The sequence below is a fragment of the Saccharopolyspora soli genome (assembly GCF_022678645.1).
Lineage (GTDB): Bacteria > Actinomycetota > Actinomycetes > Mycobacteriales > Pseudonocardiaceae > Saccharopolyspora > Saccharopolyspora soli.
In genome coordinates this window covers 16,866-36,200 of the sequence record NZ_JALBWV010000065.1, presented here as the reverse complement: position 1 = coordinate 36,200, position 19,335 = coordinate 16,866, and the positions used below count along the sequence as shown (strand labels likewise).

Annotated in this window: 18 protein-coding genes and 1 tRNA gene; 7 read left to right on the top strand and 12 right to left on the bottom strand. The window is 68.6% G+C overall.

Annotated features, from left to right (window positions below; genetic code table 11):
• Positions 1-45: 45 nt before the first annotated feature.
• The 3 genes from MOQ72_RS35235 to MOQ72_RS35225 form a co-directional block, all read right to left on the bottom strand.
• Entirely contained in the window at positions 46-1,128 is a 1,083-nt protein-coding gene (locus MOQ72_RS35235; protein WP_242190162.1) for a tyrosine-type recombinase/integrase, read from the bottom strand.
• Entirely contained in the window at positions 1,125-1,496 is a 372-nt protein-coding gene (locus MOQ72_RS35230) for an AbrB/MazE/SpoVT family DNA-binding domain-containing protein (RefSeq protein WP_242190161.1), read from the bottom strand. Before MOQ72_RS35230 ends, MOQ72_RS35235 begins: the two co-directional genes overlap by 4 nt.
• Positions 1,497-1,706: 210 nt before the next feature.
• Positions 1,707-1,792: transfer RNA gene (locus tag MOQ72_RS35225), tRNA-Leu, on the bottom strand.
• Positions 1,793-1,909: 117 nt separating this feature from the next.
• On the opposite strand from MOQ72_RS35225, the gene MOQ72_RS35220 reads away from it, so the two are divergent.
• Both MOQ72_RS35220 and MOQ72_RS35215 read left to right on the top strand, forming a co-directional pair.
• The gene (locus MOQ72_RS35220; protein ID WP_242190160.1) at positions 1,910-3,265 is read left to right on the top strand and encodes a M20/M25/M40 family metallo-hydrolase; all 1,356 of its coding nucleotides are present in this window, start codon (positions 1,910-1,912) and stop codon (positions 3,263-3,265) included.
• Positions 3,266-3,319: 54 nt separating this feature from the next.
• Positions 3,320-4,279 (top strand): tyrosine-type recombinase/integrase, encoded by a 960-nt coding sequence (locus tag MOQ72_RS35215; protein WP_242190159.1) that lies wholly within the window; start codon positions 3,320-3,322, stop codon positions 4,277-4,279.
• Here MOQ72_RS35215 and MOQ72_RS35210 read toward each other — a convergent pair.
• Both MOQ72_RS35210 and MOQ72_RS35205 read right to left on the bottom strand, forming a co-directional pair.
• Positions 4,276-4,926, bottom strand: coding sequence for a VOC family protein (locus tag MOQ72_RS35210; protein WP_242190158.1), 651 nt, complete (start codon positions 4,924-4,926; stop codon positions 4,276-4,278). The two genes, MOQ72_RS35215 and MOQ72_RS35210, sit on opposite strands and share 4 nt — an antisense overlap.
• A 76-nt stretch (positions 4,927-5,002) precedes the next feature.
• The gene (locus MOQ72_RS35205; protein WP_242190157.1) at positions 5,003-5,356 is read right to left on the bottom strand and encodes a hypothetical protein; all 354 of its coding nucleotides are present in this window, start codon (positions 5,354-5,356) and stop codon (positions 5,003-5,005) included.
• 68 nt (positions 5,357-5,424) lie between these two features.
• Between MOQ72_RS35205 and MOQ72_RS35200 the strand changes: the two genes are divergently transcribed.
• The 3 genes from MOQ72_RS35200 (at position 5,425) to MOQ72_RS35190 (ending at position 8,693) form a co-directional block, all read left to right on the top strand.
• Positions 5,425-6,213, top strand: a complete 789-nt coding sequence (locus tag MOQ72_RS35200) for a glycerophosphodiester phosphodiesterase family protein (RefSeq protein WP_242190156.1) — start codon at positions 5,425-5,427, stop codon at positions 6,211-6,213.
• A gap of 239 nt (positions 6,214-6,452) precedes the next feature.
• Positions 6,453-7,862, top strand: a complete 1,410-nt coding sequence (locus tag MOQ72_RS35195; protein ID WP_242190155.1) for an MFS transporter — start codon at positions 6,453-6,455, stop codon at positions 7,860-7,862.
• Positions 7,863-8,357: 495 nt separating this feature from the next.
• The gene (locus MOQ72_RS35190) at positions 8,358-8,693 is read left to right on the top strand and encodes an RNA polymerase-binding protein RbpA (protein ID WP_242190154.1); all 336 of its coding nucleotides are present in this window, start codon (positions 8,358-8,360) and stop codon (positions 8,691-8,693) included.
• A gap of 61 nt (positions 8,694-8,754) precedes the next feature.
• Here the strand turns inward: MOQ72_RS35190 and MOQ72_RS35185 are convergent, their stop codons facing one another.
• A complete protein-coding gene (locus tag MOQ72_RS35185) occupies positions 8,755-9,540 on the bottom strand; it encodes a polyprenol monophosphomannose synthase (RefSeq protein ID WP_242190153.1) in 786 nt (261 codons plus the stop codon).
• 54 nt (positions 9,541-9,594) lie between these two features.
• Positions 9,595-11,079: an apolipoprotein N-acyltransferase gene (gene lnt / locus MOQ72_RS35180; RefSeq protein WP_242190152.1), complete on the bottom strand. Its 1,485-nt coding sequence runs from the start codon at positions 11,077-11,079 to the stop codon at positions 9,595-9,597.
• Positions 11,080-11,584: 505 nt separating this feature from the next.
• On the opposite strand from lnt, the gene MOQ72_RS35175 reads away from it, so the two are divergent.
• Positions 11,585-12,034, top strand: coding sequence for a DUF3574 domain-containing protein (locus MOQ72_RS35175; protein WP_242190151.1), 450 nt, complete (start codon positions 11,585-11,587; stop codon positions 12,032-12,034).
• Positions 12,035-12,104: 70 nt separating this feature from the next.
• Here the strand turns inward: MOQ72_RS35175 and MOQ72_RS35170 are convergent, their stop codons facing one another.
• The 3 genes from MOQ72_RS35170 to MOQ72_RS35160 form a co-directional block, all read right to left on the bottom strand.
• Positions 12,105-12,350 (bottom strand): DUF2188 domain-containing protein, encoded by a 246-nt coding sequence (locus MOQ72_RS35170; RefSeq protein ID WP_242190150.1) that lies wholly within the window; start codon positions 12,348-12,350, stop codon positions 12,105-12,107.
• A 208-nt stretch (positions 12,351-12,558) separates the two neighbouring features.
• Positions 12,559-13,689 (bottom strand): aromatic ring-hydroxylating oxygenase subunit alpha, encoded by a 1,131-nt coding sequence (locus MOQ72_RS35165; protein WP_242190149.1) that lies wholly within the window; start codon positions 13,687-13,689, stop codon positions 12,559-12,561.
• A 30-nt stretch (positions 13,690-13,719) separates the two neighbouring features.
• Positions 13,720-16,176, bottom strand: coding sequence for a GcvT family protein (locus MOQ72_RS35160; protein ID WP_242190148.1), 2,457 nt, complete (start codon positions 16,174-16,176; stop codon positions 13,720-13,722).
• Between the two features lie 394 nt (positions 16,177-16,570).
• Here MOQ72_RS35160 and MOQ72_RS35155 point away from each other — a divergent pair, with 394 nt between their 5' ends.
• Positions 16,571-16,912: a bifunctional 3-phenylpropionate/cinnamic acid dioxygenase ferredoxin subunit gene (locus MOQ72_RS35155; protein WP_242190147.1), complete on the top strand. Its 342-nt coding sequence runs from the start codon at positions 16,571-16,573 to the stop codon at positions 16,910-16,912.
• 93 nt (positions 16,913-17,005) lie between these two features.
• Here the strand turns inward: MOQ72_RS35155 and MOQ72_RS35150 are convergent, their stop codons facing one another.
• Together MOQ72_RS35150 and MOQ72_RS35145 are read right to left on the bottom strand one after the other, a co-directional pair.
• Positions 17,006-18,370 carry a vWA domain-containing protein gene (locus MOQ72_RS35150; protein ID WP_242190146.1) on the bottom strand — a complete coding sequence of 455 codons (1,365 nt, stop codon included), beginning with the start codon at positions 18,368-18,370 and terminating at the stop codon, positions 17,006-17,008.
• Entirely contained in the window at positions 18,367-19,233 is an 867-nt protein-coding gene (locus tag MOQ72_RS35145) for an AAA family ATPase (protein ID WP_242190173.1), read from the bottom strand. The genes MOQ72_RS35150 and MOQ72_RS35145 overlap by 4 nt, the downstream gene beginning before the upstream one ends.
• Positions 19,234-19,335 lie beyond the last annotated feature (102 nt).

Sequence of the window (19,335 nt, the reverse complement as noted above, 5' to 3'; positions counted from 1 at the left end):
CTTCTCTGGTTATTGTCGCATGTGGATTCAGCATCAAGGATGCGTTCAGCGTTTATTGAAATTAATTTTGTGGGCCGCGGTGTGGTCTGGTTGAGCGAGTGGGTGTGATTCGCTGGTGAGGGCCGCGAGTGCGGTGGCGATTTCTTCGATGGTGGCGCGGATGTAGGTGGTGGTGGTTCCAGCGTCGCCACTACTGCTTTCGGTGTGGCCAGCGTACGCGCGGGCGATGGCGTAGCCGAAGTTGCGTTCGACCCAGGTGAGGGTGGTGTGGCGGAGCCAGTGGGTGGAGATTTGTTGGGTGGCGGCCCAGGGGAGGCGGGTGCCGATGCGGTTCCAGAGGTGGTCGTAGCGGCGGGTGGTGATCGGTCGGCTGTTGGTGTAGCGCAGTAGCTGCCCGGTGCGTGGGGCGCCGCGTTGTTCGGCGTGGTGCTGCAGGTGGGTCATCAGGGTGGGGGAGACGGGTTGCCAGCGGACGGTTTCGCCTTTTTCTCTGAGGAAGATCAGGCATTGGGTGGGGTCGAGGTCTTGGGGGCGTAGGGCGAGGGCGCCGCCGCGGCGGCAGGCTGTTTCGGTGTGGAGTCGGAGGATGAGGGTGTCGAGTGCGGGGTCGTTGCCGGTGGTGGCGGCGATGTGGTTGATTTCGGCGAGTCGGGTGTCGGCGACGGCTTGGCGGGTGGAGGGGAGTCGGCGGGGTTTGTCGACTTTGCTGGCGGGGTTGTTGGCAGGGGTGATGAGTGCGTCGTTTTCGGCGTGGCGGTAGAGGCATCGGAGGGCGGCGATGAGGTGTTCGCCGGCGCTGCGGCCGCCGCGTGCGTTGCGGCGGGCGACGACGTGGGTCTTGATGTGCTCGACGAGCTGCTTGATTTCCGAGGGGGTGGGTTCGTCGAGACGTCGATGGCCCCAGTGGTCGTGGATGCGGTTCCAGTAGGAGCCATAGACGCGGCGGGTGCCGTCGGTGACCGCAGCCGAGACGATCGGGATGTATTCGGCGAACGTGGGCACCGGCGGCCCGTCCGCAGGCGTGGTGAGAAGCTCCTCGGCCGACACGCCCATGCGGGCCAGCAGCAGCCGTGCTGCGTCCAGATCAGCCGAAGACGGGTTCGACGGGCCTGTGGGGTGGGGAGTCATGCGAGATCACCGCCCAGCAGCCTGGAATGGCAGTCCGCGACCATGTCATCCAGCACAGCGGGCGGATGAACGACGAGGACGCCCCTGGCGGGTTCGGCGGTCAGAAGGACCCGGTCCCCAGGTCGTAGGTCGCAGCAGTGCCGGACCGGAGCGGGAAGCCGCAGGTGCCCCTGCTTGGTGACACGGAACACGCCGTGGGAGTCGGTCTGGATGATCAGGAGGTGATGGGTCTCGCGGATGGCCAGCCGTGTGCCGGGTGTCCAGCCGAGGGCACGCAGCACTGCGTGATCGGCAACCCGGCCCCGGCTGTCGACAGCCGCCAGCCCGTAGACCGCGTCACGGCTGCGTGGTTCCGGGATTGCGGGCAAGGGGAGCGCTCGCCGGGCACCAGTGGCCCCGGAGCGACCTGTGACCGACTGGTTGCCCTGCCGCACGGGGGTCGTTGATGGAACCACCGGCTTGATCATGGGAACCATCCCCACCACAGACGGCGGGGTAGCCATGGGGGCGCTGATTCAGCGTGTTGGAGTGCCTTCAACCACTGGCACGTGAGATGTAGCAGGGATGCCACATTTTTGTGTCCGAGGGGGGACTTGAACCCCCACGCCCGTTAATAGGGCACTAGCACCTCAAGCTAGCGCGTCTGCCATTCCGCCACTCGGACGCTTCAGGGCCGCCCTTTGGTGGGCAGCCCCGTTGTGTTGTGTGACTAGGTTAGCCCATGGTCAACCTATGCCCAACGGGACCCCCCTCGTGGTTGCTCAGGTGATAGAAATGCCTGGTGAGCGAGCGCGATGTGGGTATTTCCGGGACTGATCACGATGCTGGGTTGCAGGTGGCCGAGGACGAGGTGGTTGGTCTTGCCAGCGACCTGATCGGCATCGATACCACCAATACGGGCGACCCCGAGACCCTCGTTGGGGAGCGGGTTGCCGCTGAGTACGTGGCGGGCAAGCTCAGCGAGGTCGGGTACGACGTCACCTACGTCGAGTCCGGTGACCATCCTGGCCGGGGCAACGTCGTCGCGCGGTTGCCCGGTGCCGATTCGGCGCGTGGTGGGCTGCTGGTGCACGGGCACCTGGACGTCGTGCCCGCCGATCCCGCCGAGTGGTCCGTTCATCCCCTCTCCGGGGCCGTTCAGGACGGTTACGTGTGGGGGCGCGGCGCGGTTGACATGAAGGACATGTTGGCCATGAGCCTCGCCGTGGCACGGCGGCTCAAGCGCGATGGCATCACCCCGCCGCGGGACGTCGTCTTCGCTTTCGTGGCCGACGAGGAGGCCGGTGGTTTCCACGGGGCGCAGTGGTTGGCCGATCATCGCCCCGAGCTGTTTGAGGGTTGCACCGAGGCGATCAGCGAGGTTGGCGGGTTCTCCGTCACTCTCAAGGACGGCGTGCGCGCCTACCTGATCCAGTCCGCCGAGAAGGGCATTCGGTGGTTGAAGCTGCGGGTGCGGGCTCGCGCCGGGCACGGCTCGATGGTGCACGAGGACAACGCCGTCACCAAGCTCTCCCACGCCGTTGCCAAGCTCGGGACGCACCGCTTCCCGCTGGTGCTGACCGACTCCGTTCGCGAGTTCCTCGATGGTGTCACCGAGATCACCGGTTGGGACTTCCCGGCGGACGACATCGAGGGTGCGGTCGCCAAGCTCGGCAACCTGTCGAGGATCGTCGGCGCGACGCTGCGCGACACCGCCAATCCGACGATGCTCACCGCCGGTTACAAGCACAACGTGATTCCTTCGGTCGCCGAGGCCGCCGTGGACTGCCGGATCCTGCCCGGTCGGGAGGAGGCGTTCGACCGCGAGCTCGCCGAGTTGCTCGGCCCCGACGTGGAGCGGGAGTGGGTCGGGTTGCCGCCGGTGGAGACCAAGTTCGAGGGGCGCATCGTCGATGCGATGACCGCCGCGCTGCTCGCCGAGGATCCCGGCGCGAAGACGCTGCCCTACATGATGTCCGGTGGGACCGACGCGAAGTCGTTCAGCCGGTTGGGCATGAACTGCTACGGGTTCTCGCCGTTGCGGCTGCCCGCCGACCTCGACTTCAGCGCGTTGTTCCACGGCGTGGACGAGCGGGTTCCGGTGGAGTCGCTGCGGTTCGGCACGCGCGTTCTGGACCGGTTCATCCGCAGCAGCTGAGTGTCGGTGCGGTCTGGTTTCATCTACCCGAGTTGATCATCGGGGAGGTGCTTCGTGGACGTCGCGCGCTTGATCGAGATCTACCTGGAACACCTGCAGGCCAGGAAGCTCGCGGCCAACTCGCTGCGCGCTTATCGCCGCGATCTGGAGTCGGTGGCCGGTGAGCTGGTGGACCTCACCGGCACCGATGCCGACCGGTTGCCGGTGGACCGGGTAAACGCGTCGGTGCTGCGGTCGGCGTTCGCCCGGTTCGCCGCCGCTCGCTCCGCGTCGTCGGTGACCCGTGCTTGGTCGACTTGGAACGGGTTCTTCGGGTTCCTGGTGGTCGAGGGTGCGGTGCCGGGCAATCCGATGCAGGTGGTGCCGAAGCCGCGCAGCTTGCCCGCCACGCCGAAGCCGCTGCAGGGCGAGGACACTCCCGAGCGGCTGCTGCGGACGGTCGCCGCTGGGGCTCGGCGGGCGCGCAATCCGTGGCCGGAGCGCGATCTCGCCCTGCTGTCCACGCTGTTGTGCACCGGGGTGCGTTCGGCCGAGTTGTTGGAGCTCACCGTCGCGTCGTTGGCCGGTCGGGCTGGGGACCGCCGGTTGCACGTCCACGGCAAGGGCGGGAAGAACCGGTCGATTCCGATCGAGGACAGCCTGGATGCGTTGATCCAGACCTATTTGCGGTCGCGGCGGTCTCGGTTCGGCGATCGGCTGCCCGGTGGTGAGCCGTTGTTCGTCGACCACCACGGCGAGCCGCTGCGCCGGGGCGGCTTGCAGTACCTGGTGCGGCAGTCCTTGCGTGCCGCGGGGCTTTCCGATCGGGTGCAGCCGGGGGCGATGGTGCACGCGCTGCGGCACACCTTCGCGACCCGGCTCGCCGAGGACGGGGCGAGCGCCGCCGAGATCGCCAAGCTGCTCGGGCACTCCTCGATCAACTCCAGCCAGACCTACATCGACGTGACCGCCCGCGAGCAGCGGCTGTCCGTGCGTGCGAACCGCACGCTGCACGTCCTCGGCGAGTTGTTCTAGCCCCAGGTGTTGCTGCTGGCCAGACCGATCGTCGCCCCAGCCGGGTCGGCGATCACGACGGTGTGGCCCAGCAGTGGGTGCTCATCCTGGTCGGTGATCGTGCCGCCGAGTTCGAGCACCTGGGCACCGGCGGCGTCGACGTCGGTTACCGCGAAGAAGCACAACCAGCCCCAGCCCGCCGATCGCCGCTTCGTGCGGGAGGCCAGCGGCCGTCCGCCGACCACGTAGTCGGAGCCTGGCCGATCGGTGCGCACCACCCAGTTCAGCGTGTCGGCCCAGAACAGGTCGGCGCGTTGCGGGTCGGTGGTGCGCAGTTCGATCCAGCAGGGTTCGCCCGGTCGTGGCCTCGGTGCCCAGGGGCCGTGCTGGGCGCGTCCCTTCGCGACCAGTGCGGTCGTGTCGTCCGGGCCGGTCAGCGAGCCGTCCTGGGAGGTTCCGGCGAACACCAGCCGCCAGCCGGGCTGTTCGTCGGCTCGTGGCGCGCGCATCACCGCGCAGCGCCGGTTGCCCACCCAGCAGTCGAGGCCGATTCCGGCGGGCGCCGGTGTCCAGTCGAGCAGCGCCCGGTAGAAGACCGCCGAAGCCGTCGGATCCAGGCTGATCAGTTCGGCGCGGCGCAGGCCGCGGACCACGGGACGTGCGGGCACCGTCGATTCCTCGCCACCGATGGGGACCAACTCATCTTGGTCATCCCGGCGGGTACGCACAATGCTCCGTTCGTCCTCACCTCAACCGTTCGAGTTCGCATGCCACGTCCACGACTTGGCACGCGAGCTTGCGCAACTCCGCGTGGTCAGCGGTGTCCTCGACCGCGGTGACGACGTCTTCGGCCGCGCACCGCAGTTGGAACAGCCGGTCCTGCAGGTCCGCGAGCTCGGCCGCGGAGAGCACCACCGAGTCTTCCGGCAGACCGCCGCGCTGCACTGCGGTGCGGCGTTCGTAGGCGCGCTGGCGGCAGGACTGCGCGCAGTACAGGCGTGGACGTCCCTGGCGTCCGGATTCCGGGACACGCCGCCCGCACCAGGCGCAGTGCCGGACTTGACGCTGGCGGCGTGGCGGTGGTGCCGAGGTATCCACGATCGATCACGTTAGTCAATGGCCCCGCCTGCGCAGCGCAGGCACGCCGATCAGGCAGAGTTGCGGGCGTGACGCATCCTTTCTTGCTCGGTCCCCGGCCCCGCGCGTTCGCCCACCGCGGCTGGCATCTCGGAGAACTGCATGATTTGGAGAACTCGCTGAGCGCGTTCCGCCGCGCCGTCGCCGAGGGGTACCAGTACATCGAGACCGATGTGCACGCGACCGCTGACGGCGTTGTGGTGGTCAACCACGATCCGACTTTGGAGCGCACCACCGACGGTCGCGGCACCATCCGGCGGCTGCCGTGGTCGGCTGTCAGCTCGGCGTTGATCGGCGGCCGGGAACCGGTGTGCCGGTTGGACGCCGCGCTTGAGGAGTTGCCGGAGGCGTTCTTCAACATCGACGTCAAGGAGGATTCGGCGGTGGGGCCGGTGCTGCGGACGCTGCGCGCGCACGACGCTTGGGATCGGGTGTGCTTGGCGTCGTTCGCCGAGCATCGGGTGGTCGCGCTGCGTCGCGGCGGCGGGCCGAAGTTGCTGACCTCGACCGGGCGCCGGTCGGCCGGGCTGCTCTGGCTGGCTTCGAGGTGGGGTGGGTGGCCGCTGCGCTCGGCGGTCATGGGCGGGGCTGCTCAGGTTCCCCCGGAGGTTGGGCCGTTGCGGTTGATCGATTCCGGGTTCGTCCGCCAGGCTCATCGTTGGGGGCTTGAGATCCACGCCTGGACCGTCGACGACGCCACCGTGATGCGGTCGCTGCTGGATCTCGGCGTCGATGGGCTGGTCACCGATCGGCCAGACGTGCTGCGTGAGGTGTTGCGGGAGCGCTTCGGCGAGCCGCAGCCGGAATTCGGCGGATAGGGAAGTGCGACCGTGCTCAACTGTGCATTTCGACGTCAGGCCAGCCCTTCGGCGGCAGTTCCCGTGTCGCGGGAGTCCTGGAGCGCGACGGCGTCCGAGATTTCCCCTCGAAGCGGGGCGGCTCGGGTGCTTTCTGCGTGGAACTACGCATTGTCCCCGCACGGACCTCCGCCGTATTCGTTGAGCCAGTAAGGTCCGATTACCCCCAATCGAGTGACATTGGCCGGAGGACCGAACGGATGAGCCTGATGGACAGCGATCTGGCACCGGATGCCGCGCGGAGGCGGCGCCGGGAACAGCGCGGTTGGTGCTGGTACGACTGGGCCAACTCGGTGTTCCCGACATCGGTGACCACGGTCTTCCTGTCGCTGTACCTGACCTCGGTGGCCACCGAGGCCGCCAGGGCGGACGTCGCGCGCAACGGCCCGGACGCCTGCCCGCAGGGCAACTCGTTGGTGCAGTGCGACATCTCGGTGCTCGGGCTGACGTTCCCGGCCGGTTCGCTGTGGGGCTACCTGCTGTCGGTGGCCACCGTGGTGCAGGTGGTCGTGCTGCCGATCACCGGTGCGATCGCGGACCGGACGCAGAGCAAGCGGCTGATGCTCGCGGCCTTCGCCTTCGGCGGCGCGGCGACCACCGGGCTGTTGGCGCTGGTGGGCGGCCAGGACTGGCAGCTCGGAGTCGCGCTGTTCATCCTCGCCAACATCTGCTTCGGCGCTTCGGTGGTGGTCTACTACTCGTTCCTGCCGGAGATCGCCGACGCCGACGAGCGGGACCAGGTGTCCACCCGCGGCTGGGCCATCGGCTATCTGGGCGGTGGTGTCGCGTTGGCCATGCACCTGGTGATCTACCTCGGGCACGACTCGGTCGGGCTCGACTCCGACGCCGCGGTGCGCCTGATCTTCCTGTCGTCGGGCATCTGGTGGGCGGTGTTCACGCTGCTGCCGCTGACCGCGCTGCGTCGGCACCACGCACCGGAGGGCACCGAGCGCGGAGCTTCTGCCGTCACGGCTGGTTTCAAGCAGTTGATCACCACCTTCCGGCAGGCGAAGCACTTCCCGCTGACGCTGGCGTTCCTCGGCGCGTACTGGATCTACACCGACGGGATCTCCACGGTCGCCCAGGTTTCGGCCCAGTACGGCAACCTGGAGCTCAAGCTGCCGCAGGACTCGCTGATCATCACGCTGCTCATCGTGCAGTTCATCGCCTTCGTCGGCGGGATGCTGCACGGGATGGTGGCGCGGCGCATCGGCGCGAAGAAGACGATCCTGATCAGCCTCGCCACCTGGCTGGTGGTGCTGGTGGCGGCGTACTTCGTGCAGGCCGGGCAGGACATGCAGTTCTACGGCCTGGCGGTGGGCATCGGCCTGGTGCTCGGCGGCACCAACGCCTTGTCCCGCTCGCTGTTCAGCCAAATGGTGCCACCCGGTCGGGAGGCCGAGTACTTCTCGCTGTACGAGGTGGGCGAGCGGTCCACGTCGTGGTTGGGACCGCTGGTGTTCGCCGGGGTCGGGCAGGCGACCGGATCGTTCCGGCTGGCGATCATCTCGCTGGTGGTGTTCTTCGCCGTCGGGTTGGTGCTGGTCGCGCTGGTGCCGGTGCGGCGGGCGATCGAGGCGGTCGGAAACCCCGCGCCGAAGGTCCTCTGAGCGGCGCGGTGGCGACCGTGCGTGTGCGGTGTGTAACTATCCGCACCTGCCTCGCCACCGGGGCCGCATTGCTCCATGCTGGTGACGGGCCCGTCCGGAGTCGGCAGCCTTCTTGGAATATGCCGGTACACAGCGTTGTGACAGCAAGGAACCAAATGCCGCTACATTCAGTTACCGATTTACTTGTCAAGCCTGCCGTCCGTGTCGTGATCTCCGTCCCACTCTGGCCGGTTTCCCCAGGCCTGGCTTGGCCATAGTGACTCACCATCTGGCACTATCACCCGTTCGAACGCACCTATAGATTGCGAGTGGGATAACGCGTCACGAACGAAGACCGACTGCATCTCTAGGAAGAAGCCGTCGTTGATGGGTGAACAACGTCACCGACGGCAACCAGAAGCACTGCACCGGGAACAGATGGCGGGTCCTCCGTCGTTGCACACGGTGAGCACAACCGCCCGGGCTCGGCCCCGGGCCGAAGTGAAAGGAACCGTCATGGCCGACCGCGTTCTGCGTGGCAGCCGGCTCGGAGCGGTGAGCTACGAGACCGACCGTAACCACGACCTCGCACCGCGCCGGACGGTGCGCTACGCCTGCCCCAAGAGCCACGAGTTCGAGGTGCCCTTCTCCGACGACGCCGAAGTGCCGCCGACCTGGGAATGCCGTCTGCACGGCACCGAGTCGAAGATCATCGACGGCAACGAGCCGGAGCAGAAGAAGGCCAAGCCGCCGCGCACCCACTGGGACATGCTGCTGGAGCGACGCACCATCCCGGAACTTGAGGAGCTGCTCAACGAGCGCCTGGACCTGCTGCGGGAGCGGCGCGGCTAGCCGTTGAGCACCGGATTCGACGAAGCGCCTGGGACAGTTGGGTCCAGGCGCTTCGGTGTGTTCAGCGCAGGAACGACCGCAGCACGTCGGCTGCTTGGTGGCCGCGGCGGCGCAGGCCCCACGTCGTCACCCGCAGCAGCGCCTCGCGCACGACAGCGCCGCTCATCTTCGAGCTGCCGATCTCGCGCTCCACGAACGTGATCGGCGTCTCGACCACCACGAACCCGGCCTGCACCGCGCGCAACGTCAGATCCACCTGGAAGCAGTAACCCTGCGAAGCGATGCTGTGCAGCCGGAGCTTCTCCAGGACCTCGCGCCGGTACACACGGTAACCGGAAGTGATGTCGTTGACCGACAGGCCGAGCGCCAGTTTGGAGTAGACGTTCGCGCCGCGGGACAGCAGCTCCCGGTACAGCGGCCAGTTCACCGTCCGCCCGCCGGGCACGTAGCGCGAACCCAGCACGACGTCGGCGCCGGTCCCGTCCGGTCCGAGCATGCCGATCAGCCGGGGGAGGTCCTCGGGTGAGTGCGAACCGTCGGCGTCCATCTCGACGATCGCGGCGTAGCTCCGGGCCAGCGCCCATTCGAAGCCCGCCACGTACGCCGCGCCGAGCCCGGCCTTCTCGGTCCGGTGCAGCACGTGCATCCGTTCGTCGCCCGCGGCGAGTTCGTCGGCGGTCTCGCCGGTGCCGTCCGGGCTGTTGTCATCGACGACCAGCAGGTGCGCCGTAGGCACGGCGGCGAACAGCCGTCGCACGATCGGCTCCAGGTTGTCCCGCTCGTTGTAGGTGGGGATCACCACCAGCACCGAGTCGGTATCACCTTCGGGGGCTTGCTGGTTCGCCATCCATGTCCTCCTGGCCGGTTCGCTCGACCGGCTGTGCGCTCGTTTCGATCGGGATCAGGCGTCGACTGCCCGCCGGGGCCGCCACCAGGTGAGCAGTACCGCGCCGACACCGAGCACGACCAGCGTCCACATCGGAATGCTGCCCAGCATGGTGGCGGGGGTTTGCGTCGAGCGCAGCGGGACCTCGGCGACGAGGTTCTGCGCGGTGAACTGCTGGGTCTGCTGGGTCACGCTGCCGTCCGGTAGCACCACGGCGCTGACCCCGCTGGTCGCCGACACCAGGACCGCCCGCCCGTGCTCCACCGCGCGCAGCCGGGACATCGCCAGCTGCTGGTAGCTCATCTCGGAGTGGCCGTACCAGGCGTTGTTGGTCGGCACCGCGAGCAGCGTCGCGCCGTCGCGCGCCGCGCCGGTGAACACGTCGTCGTAGGCGACGTCGTAGCAGATCCCGACGCCCAGCTTGACGCCCGCGACGTCGAGCACGCCGGGCTGGTGGCCGGGCATCATGTCCTGGCGGAAGCGGTCCACGAACGGGCTGACCAGCCGTGCCACCGGGCGCATCGGAATCGTCTCGGCGAAGGGCACCAAGTGCTGCTTGATGTAGCGCTGATCGGCGCCGGAAACCGGGTCCCACTTGAGGATCTCGTTGTGCAGCTGGCCATCGCGGTCCTCGCCGAGCCCGCCGACCACCAGCGGGACGCCGAGTTGCGCGGCGATGCTGGACAGGTCCGGGTCGGTCTGGCTGGGGCCCCAGCTGCCGACCTGTTCGGGCAGCACGACGAAGTCCGGTCGCGGCACCCGCCCGGCCGCCACGTCGTCGACGAGCCGCTGCGCGGCGTTGATGTGGTTGGTGTGCAGGACGTCGTCCTCGTAGAGCAGGCCGAGTCCGAGGTTCGGCGCGTTTCCCTGCACGATCGCGACCTTGGCCGTTCCGGCGTTGGGGTCGGTGCCGATGAACGGCAGCATGGCCAACCCGGCCACGACCGGCACGAGCACGGCCGCCAGCGGAGCTGCCCAGCGGCGCGGGGTGCGCACCCGGCAGGCGAGCTCGGCCAGGCCGCCGCCGACGAGGGCGACCACGAACGACACCAGTGCGGTGCCGCCGAGCGCAGCCAGCGGCAGGAACACGCCGGTGTCTTGGGTGAACGCCAGTCGTCCCCACGGGAATCCGCCGAACGGCACGGCCGAGCGCAGCGCCTCGGCGGCGACGAACACCGCCGCCATCCACACCGGGGCGCCCGGCAGTCGGCTGACCCGCGCCATCCCAGCCCCGGCGAGTCCGATGAACAGCGCCTGGACTCCGGCCACCCCCAGCCACGGCCACGGGCCGAAGTCCGCGCCGAGGAAGTCCTGCAGCCAGCCCAGCAGCGGCAGCAGGTAGGCGAATCCGAACAGCAGGCCGTAGCCGAACCCGGCGCGTGCCCGCCGACGGGCGACCACGGCGGCGAACACCGCGAACGCGATCGGCGCGACCCACCACAGGTCGCGCGGCGGCGATCCGGCGTACAGCACGAACCCGGCGACGACGACCGCGAGCATGCGCAACCAGACCGCACCGGCGGATCGCCCTCCAGCCTTGCCGCGACCCGGTCGTGCCGCGCGTTCCGTACTAGCCGTGGGGACAACCACCCGATCAACCTTCTCGGTGCCGCGGTCCCAGCCAGGCCAGGACGGAAACGTACTCGTGCTCGTGCGCGGGCAGCCCCAGCGCGCACCAAACAAATGTACGCCGCGCCGCCCGGCCGCAACCGTCCTGGGCGTACCGGGCACAACGGGTCAAGTGCGCGAACCGTGTTATTCGGGCGAACTGTGAACGGTTGGGCTCGGGTGACTCGTGGGGCTCGTCTTCGACGTGGCCGTGGCGAATCGACCATGTCTTGCGCAACGCGGGCGACTACGCGATCGATGAAACCCTGGTGGCACTCGCGACCAGCATCGAGACCTTCCTGGCTGGTACCGGGGCCCAGCGCGGGCGCTCAAGGCGGGGTGCGTGCCGGTCGATAGCCCTGTGGACAGCCAAATCCACTGTGGATGGAGAGATCGGATGACGAAACCCCCTGCGCGCCTGACCGTTGCGGTTCTCGCTGCCGCCGCGATCGGGCTGGGAGCGCCTGCTGCCTACGCCGCTTTCGGTGACGGGACACCGGCTTCCCAGTCCGACGGCAGTCCGTACCTGGCGACCAGCCTGTTCTTCGGCACCGCTCGTCCCGACGGCGGGCAACCGGTGACCGACGAGGAGTTCCGGGCGTTCATCGACGAGTTCGTCACCCCGCAGTTCCCGGCGGGACTGACGGTTCAAGACGGCTACGGCCAGTACCGCGACGTCCACGGGGTGATCGAGCGGGAGCGTTCCTACGAGCTGACGTTGCTGTACCCGGTCGCCGAGCACGATGTCAACGACCCGAAGATCGAGCGGATCCGCGCGGCGTACAACCAGAACTTCGGACAGGAATCAGTGGCCAGGGTCGACGACCGGACCGCCGTCGACTTCTGAGGCTTCGACCGGGCAACGGCGTGGCGGGCCAGAAGATGGTCTCGCCCGCCACGCTTCATCGCCCTGCCGGTCAAGCGGTGAGCGGGCTCCAGGTGCTGCGGTAGGGGTCCAAGCTGGCTGCCACCAATACCTTGGCGGGTGCGCCGCCCATGTCGTCGTAGACGGCGACTTCGCCGCCGCCTTCGTCGGCGATTCGCTGGCACGCGGCTTCCACCGCCGTCTGGCGGTCGCTCTTGATCGCGCACGCCTGGGTGTATCCCGGCGTGAGGACCTGCCATCCGCGGCCCGGTACCGGCCGTACGTGCCACGTCGCCATCGCCGAACTCCTTCACCGCAGGACTGGGGCTTTGGGCTGGGGCGGAGCCACTTCGAAGTCATCAGGAACTGTCCGCCGCATTGACCAGCTATGTACACATGTACACATGGGCCTGCCGGGACTGTCTATGTGTTGTGCATCACACGTATGACGCGAAGAGGTGGCGGATCCCGGTCGGGGTCCGCCACCTCACGTCGACTGCGCCGGGTCAGGCCACCGCGTCACCGATCTTGCCCAGCACCCACTCGTGGAAGGCGCCGATGTGGTGTTCGCTGGGCACCAGGACGCCGCCACGGGAATAGGCGCGGGAGTCCATGGCCAGCTGGCAGCGTTCGCAGGCGTCGAAATCCTGTTGGTTGACCCGGTGGAAAAGCTCGACCGAGCGGGACAGATCGCACCCGGAATCCACCACGTCCGGCAAGTACAACCAGTCGCACTCGACCAGCGTGCGGTCCGGCGCGATCGGGAACATCCGGTGCAGGATCACGTGGTCCGGCACCAGGTTGATGAACACCTGCGGGCGCACCGTGATCGCGAAGTAGCGGCGGTCCAGGTGATCGCCCACTCCGGGCAAGCGTTCCAGGCCCGCGCTGCCGTCGACGGTGAACCCCGCCACTTCGGCGCCGAATTCGGCGCCGTGGCCGACGTAGTACTGCGCGGCGAAGCCGTCGGCGAATTCCGGCAGCACCTCGGTCAGTTCGGGGTGGATCGTCGCGCAGTGGTAGCACTCCATGAAGTTCTCGATGATCTGCTTCCAGTTCGCCCGCACGTCGTACTCGATTCGCCTGCCCAGGCGCAGCGAACCGATCTGGTAGGCATCGATCGCGTTGGCGTCGCCCAACCGCTCGGTGACATCGGCGATCACGGTGTCCTCGAAGGACGGTGGCGAGTCGGCCAGGCACACCCACGCGTAGCCCAACCATTCCCGCAGGTGCAGCCGGTGCAGGCCGTATTCGGCCCGGTCGACGTCCGGCATGCCCTGCAGGTTAGGGGCGGCGATCAGCTTGCCGTCCAGACCGTAGGTCCAGGCGTGGTACGGGCATTGCAACGAGCGCCTGACCTGGCCTGCCGACTCGGTGCACAGCCGCGCTCCGCGGTGTCGGCACACGTTGAGGAAGGCGTTGAGCGAGCCGTTGCGGTCGCGTGCGATGAGCACGTTCTCCCGACCGATCCGCACAGTGCGGAACGCGCCGGGGGAGGCCAGGTCGTCGCAGCGCACCGCGCAGCACCAGCTCGATTCGAAGATGCGGGACTGCTCCAGCGAGAAGATCGCCGGGTCGGTGTAGTACTGGCCCGCCAGCGTGGCCATCAGGCTCTGCGGCAATCCGGTCGCGGTCATCGGATGCACCTCGATTTCGGGAGCGGGGATTCAGCGTCGGATTCGGGCCATTTCGGGGTCGAACAGCGGTTCCGCGGCGACCGTGGCCGGGAGTTTTTCGGCGAAGTATTCGACCTCGACGCGGGTGCCGGGCGCGGCGGCGGGCGCGGGCAGCCAGGCGTAGGCGATCGAGCGGCCGATCGTGTAGCCATAGGCGGCGCTGGTGACGTAGCCGATGGCGGAGTCCGCGAGGTGCACCGGTTCCTTGCCCAGCACCACGTGTTCCGGGTGGTCGAACAGCAGCGGGACGAGCCTGCGACGCGGTGGCTGATCGGCGAGCTCGGCCAGGGCGCGGCGGCCGACGAAATCGCCCTTGTCCAACCGGACCGCGAAGCCGACACCGGCCTCGTACGGGTTGTGCTCGGCGGTCATGTCCGTGCCCCAGGCCCGGTAGCCCTTCTCCAGCCGGAGGCTGTTGAACGCGCTGCGACCGGCGGCGGCGACGCCGAGGTCCTGCCCGGCCTCCCACAGCGCGTCCCACAACCGCAGGCCACCGTCGGCGTCGGCGTAGAGCTCCCAGCCGAGCTCGCCCACGTAGGACACGCGCATCGCGGTCACCGGCACCCCGGCGATGGTGGCGCGTCGCGCCTTGAAGTAGCCCAGGCCCTGGTGCGAGAAGTCCTCGCGGGTCAGCGGCTGGACGAGGTCCCGCGCTCGCGGTCCCCACACGCCGACGCAGCAGGTCCCGGCGGTGATGTCGCGGACGAGCACAGAACCGTCGGTCGGGGCGTGCCGCAGGAGCCAGTCGAGGTCGAGGTTGCCGTTGACCCCGACCTGGAAGTGGTCGTGCGCCAACCGCGCCACGGTCAGATCGCTGCGCACTCCGCCAGCCTCGTCGAGCAGCAGTGCGTAGCTGACCGCGCCCGGCTTGCGATCCATCTGGTTGGTGGTCATCCGTTGCAGGAATTCCAGCGCGCCGGGACCGGAGATTTCCAGGCGCTTCAACGGAGTCATGTCGTACAGCGCCACCCGCTCGCGGGTCGCCCCGGCTTCCGCCGCGGCGATCGGCGACCAGTACCGCGAGGCCCACGCTCCCCGCTGCGGCAGGGCGAGTCCTTCGGCGAGCGGAGCGTTGGCCTCGTACCAGTGCGGGCGTTCCCAGCCTCCTGCTTCGAGGAAGAACGCGCCGAGCTCCTGCTGGCGCGGGTAGAACGGGCTGGTGCGCAACGGTCTCGGGTGCTCGGCGGGTTGCAGCGGGTGCAGGATGTCGTAGACCTCGACGAAGGACTGCGCTGCGCGCTCGTGCACGTAGTCGTCGCCGAGCTGCACCTGCTCGAAGCGGTGCACGTCGCACTCGTGCAGGTCCGTCGTCGAGCGGCCGTCGATCATCCACTCGGCGAGCGCGCGGGCGACCCCGGCCGAGTGCGTCACCCAAACCGCTTCGGCCAGCCAGAAACCGGGCACCTGCCGGGATTCGCCCAGCAGCGGCATGCCGTCGGTGGTGAACGACATGATCCCGTTGAAGCCTTCCTCGACCTTGCTGTCCCGCAGGGCTGGCAGCAGCTCGACCGCGTGCTGCCAGGAGGGTTCGAAGTCGGCGTCGGTGAACTCCAGCATCGACGGCATGCCCCGCGCTTCCGCGGAGCTGGGCAGTTCGGCGAGGTCGACCGGCATCGGGCGGTGCGCGTAGGAGCCGATGCCGAGGCGGTCGACGTGCTCCCGGAAGTACAGGTCGGCGTCCTGGTGGCGCAGGATCGGGCGGCGCGCGTCGTGAAATTCGTCGTTGCGCCCGGCGAGTTCGGCGAGTTGCGTGGTCTTGGCGTACTGGTGGGCCATCGGCAACAGCGGCACGTCCACCCCGAGCATCCGGCCGATCTTCGGGCCCCATAGACCTGCGGCGCAGACCACGATGTCGGCCGGAAGCGCACCGCAGTCGGTCACCACGCTGCTGACGCGACCGCCACGCTGCTCGATGTCGAGGACCTTGTGGTGCGCCAGGAAAATCGCGCCCCTGGCGATCGCGCGGCGGGCCTGGGCTTCGCACGCCCGCAGCGCTTTCGCCAGGCCGTCCTCCGGGGTGTGGAAACCGCCGAGGATCCGCTCGCGGTCGATCGTCGGCCACAGCCGCACGCATTCCTGCGGGGTGAGCAGTTCGGACCGGATGCGCCAGGAGGTGGCCAGTCCGTGCTTGCGCTGCAGGTCGTCCCAGCGCGCTGGGGTGGTGGCCAGTTCGAGCCCGCCGACCTGCTGGAAGCAGGGCTGCCCGGCCAGGTTCAGGCCGCCGAACTTGCGCACGGTGTAGTCGGCGAACTCGGTCAGCGTTTTGGCGGCGTTGGTCCGGAAGACCAGGCCGGGTGCGTGCGAGCTGGAGCCGCCGGTGGCGAACAGCGGTCCCTGCTCGACGACGGTCACGTTCGTCCAGCCGCGCTCGGTGAGTTCGTCGGCGAGCGAGCACCCGACGATGCCAGCGCCGATGATGACCACTCGGGGTACGGGAGGATGTGTCACCAGCACTCGTCCTTTCGAAGACCTGTTCTGCGAGCTCGGGTTTGCGCGGCGGATGGCGGCACCGGCGGCCGTCGCGCTGCGGGGATCTCCGACAGATGGCCGCTTCTGGGAGGGCCGAGATCGTGCATAGTTGCGTATCACACGACTAGTTGCTTAATGCGAGACAACTGTGCGGATCACCTCGTCCGCTGTCAAGAGGTGTCGCGCATCGGCGTCACGAACCCCGCCGGAGGTGGTTCTGGTGTTACTCCCCGGCAACAAAGTCCATGTGGCAAGTGGAAAAGACGACCGGACGAGCATCGCTGGACCTCTTGACGGCCATCCGCCGCTGATGGATTCTGTTGCGTATAACGGTCTATGTTCTGTTATACGCAACAACCAAGGAGGGCTGACGATGGTCGCGGTCTGCCGTGTCGAGGAGTTGCCGCCCGGCGAGTCGATCCGGTTCTTCGCCGATGTCCCGATCGCCGTGTTCAACGCCGACGGGGAGTTCTACGCGGTGGATGACACGTGCACGCACCAGGATGCGGCACTGTCCGACGGCTTCGTCGAAGGCTGCTTCGTCGAGTGCCCGCTGCACGCGGCGTCCTTCGACCTGCGCACCGGGATCCCGCTCAATCTGCCAGCCAAACGCCCAGTGCGCACCCACCCGGTGACCATCGACGGCGGCATCGTCCACGTCCACGTCGCGGCACGGGCCCACGAGCTCATGCGCGAAGTCGAGGGCGTCGCCTGAAAGTCCGTTTTCGTACTCGCTTTGCGTGGCGGTGCGGGTCGGAACCTCGGAAGCCTTTTTCACTGTCGGTTTCCGTTGTGGATCGGTGCGTTGTCAGACCGGGAGCAGTCGGGCGACGAGTTCGCTGAGTCGGCGGGCGTTGCGGCATTGGTGCATTTCGACGGCTTCGGCGTAGGCGTCGGCCGCCGAGTCGCCCGTTGACCAGCGGGCGGTCGGCTCGGGGTTGAGCCAGTGCACCCGGCGCGCTTGGTCGACGATCCGCCGCAGCGCGGGCAGGTTCGGGTCCCAGCCGTTCGTCCGGGCGTCGCCGAGGATGAGCACCGAGGTGCGCGGGCCGACCGCTTCGATGTGGCGGTCGGTGAATTCGCCGAGCGCCGCACCGTAGTCGCTGCTGTCGTGCCAGCTGGTCACCACCGCCTCGGTGCGGATCCGGCGGCCGAGTTCCACCGGATCGGCGTCCCCGGTGGAGATCAGCCCGGTCACCTCATCGGTGCGGTTGACGAAGGCGAACACCCGGACCTTGCTGAACTGGTCGTGCAGCGCCTGCACCAGCAGCATGGTGAAGTTCGCGAAACCGGCCACCGAGCCGGAGACGTCGCACAGCAGCACGATCTCCGGGCGAGCCGGTCGGTGGCGGCGGTAGACGGGGTGCAGCGGAACCCCGCCGGTGGACAGCGAACCGCGCAGCGTCCGGCGCAGGTCGATCTGACCGCGCGCGGCCTGCCGACGGCGCGCCGCCAACCGGGTGGCGAGCTTGCGGGCCAGCGGCTGCACCGCCCGGCGCAGCTCGGCCAGCTGGTCCCGGCCAGCGTTGAGGAAATCGATCCGGTCAGCGCTGGGGGTGATGGCGTGCTGCGCGATCCGCTCCGGCCCGCGCAGTTCGGCCATCCGGCGGCGGGCTTCGGCGCGCACCCGATTGCGGAAGGCTTCGATGCGGCGGCGGATCTCGTCCCGGTCGAGCCGATCGGTGAAGTCGGGGGCATCTCCGGCGCGCAGCGCGGCGAGCACGCGAGTCAGCAGCGTCTGCGGTTGCAGCCGGTCGAGCGCCTGGTGCGCGGACCAGCCGTCCGAGCCGTTGGCGGAACCGAAGCGGCCGAGCGTTTCCACCGCCTCACCGGCGAGTTGGGTCAGCGCCGCTTGATCGTTTGCGGCGAGTGCGTCGACCAGCCGCTGATCGAGGCTGGCGGGTTCGGAATCGGAGCGCGCACCTTCCGGTAGACCGACGCCCAGCGGGAAGAAGAGGTCGAAGGTCGCGTCGAACACCGGCCGCTGCCCGTCAGCGTGCAGCAGCGCCGCGGCCAGCCCTTCGCGGACCCGTTCCCGGTCGGCCAGGCCGAGGACCTCCAGCGCGGCAGCGGCGTCGACGGTTTCGCCGGGACCGATCGAGATCCCGTGGGACCGCAGCGCTTCGGCGAATCCGGTCAGCCGCTGGGCAACGCCGCCCGCGATCCCGGTCATGTCACAGCCAGCTTTTCGGCTGCTTTGCGGACGTCGTCCTGGTGCTTGAGGACCACGCCGAGGCTGTCGCGGACGACCGCCTCATCGAGGGTGTCCGCGCCGAGGGCGAGCAGCGTGCGGGCCCAGTCGATGGTCTCGGCCACCGATGGGGCCTTCCGCAGCCCCATCGCGCGCAGCGCGCCGACGACCTCGACCAGGGAGTTGGCCAGCACGTCGTCGAGACCAGGCACCTTGAGCCGGACGATCCGCTGTTCGAGTTCGGCGTCGGGGAAGTCGATGTGCAGGAACAGGCAGCGGCGGCGCAGCGCCTCGGACAGCTCGCGGGTGGCGTTGGAGGTGAGCACGACGAACGGGCGGCGGGCCGCGGTGATGGTGCCCAGTTCGGGCACGGTGACCTGGAAGTCGCTGAGCACTTCGAGCAGCAGCCCTTCGACCTCGATGTCGGCCTTGTCGGTCTCGTCGATCAGCAGCACCGTCGGTTCGCTGCCTCGGATGGCGGTCAGCAGCGGGCGCGCGAGCAGGAATTCTTCGCTGAAGATGTCGGTGCGGGCCTCGTCCCAGGTCTCATCCCGCCCAGCGGTGATCCGCAGCAGTTGCTTGGCGTGGTTCCACTCGTAGAGCGCGCGGGCCTCATCGACGCCTTCGTAGCACTGCAACCGGACCAGGCGCGCGCCGCCGACCTGGGCGACCGCCTTGGCCAGTTCGGTCTTGCCGACGCCAGCCGGACCTTCCACGAGCAGCGGCTTGCCGAGCCGGTCGGCGAGGAACACCGTGGTGGCGACCGCGGTCGAAGCGAGGTATCCCGCCTCGGCCAGCTTCGCGGACACGTCGTCCACGGAGCTGAAGAACCCGGTCCCGGCCATCCGCGCGCCGTCGTTGGTCATCCGCTCAACTCCCGTCCGCACCAGCCCTCGCCGAACGGTTGCCTAGATGGACCCGCTTGTCAATGTGATGCGGAGCCGGTG

Excerpts from the sequence above, each read along its gene's own strand:
- MOQ72_RS35235 (WP_242190162.1), bottom strand. The coding sequence starts at position 1,128 with ATGACTCCCCACCCCACAGGCCCGTCGAACCCGTCTTCGGCTGATCTG.
- MOQ72_RS35195 (WP_242190155.1), top strand. The coding sequence starts at position 6,453 with ATGAGCCTGATGGACAGCGATCTGGCACCGGATGCCGCGCGGAGGCGG.
- MOQ72_RS35190 (WP_242190154.1), top strand. The coding sequence starts at position 8,358 with ATGGCCGACCGCGTTCTGCGTGGCAGCCGGCTCGGAGCGGTGAGCTAC.
- MOQ72_RS35185 (WP_242190153.1), bottom strand. The coding sequence starts at position 9,540 with ATGGCGAACCAGCAAGCCCCCGAAGGTGATACCGACTCGGTGCTGGTG.
- lnt (WP_242190152.1), bottom strand. The coding sequence starts at position 11,079 with ATGCTCGCGGTCGTCGTCGCCGGGTTCGTGCTGTACGCCGGATCGCCG.
- MOQ72_RS35175 (WP_242190151.1), top strand. The coding sequence starts at position 11,585 with ATGACGAAACCCCCTGCGCGCCTGACCGTTGCGGTTCTCGCTGCCGCC.
- MOQ72_RS35170 (WP_242190150.1), bottom strand. The coding sequence starts at position 12,350 with ATGGCGACGTGGCACGTACGGCCGGTACCGGGCCGCGGATGGCAGGTC.
- MOQ72_RS35165 (WP_242190149.1), bottom strand. The coding sequence starts at position 13,689 with ATGACCGCGACCGGATTGCCGCAGAGCCTGATGGCCACGCTGGCGGGC.
- MOQ72_RS35155 (WP_242190147.1), top strand. The coding sequence starts at position 16,571 with ATGGTCGCGGTCTGCCGTGTCGAGGAGTTGCCGCCCGGCGAGTCGATC.
- MOQ72_RS35150 (WP_242190146.1), bottom strand. The coding sequence starts at position 18,370 with ATGACCGGGATCGCGGGCGGCGTTGCCCAGCGGCTGACCGGATTCGCC.
- MOQ72_RS35145 (WP_242190173.1), bottom strand. The coding sequence starts at position 19,233 with ATGGCCGGGACCGGGTTCTTCAGCTCCGTGGACGACGTGTCCGCGAAG.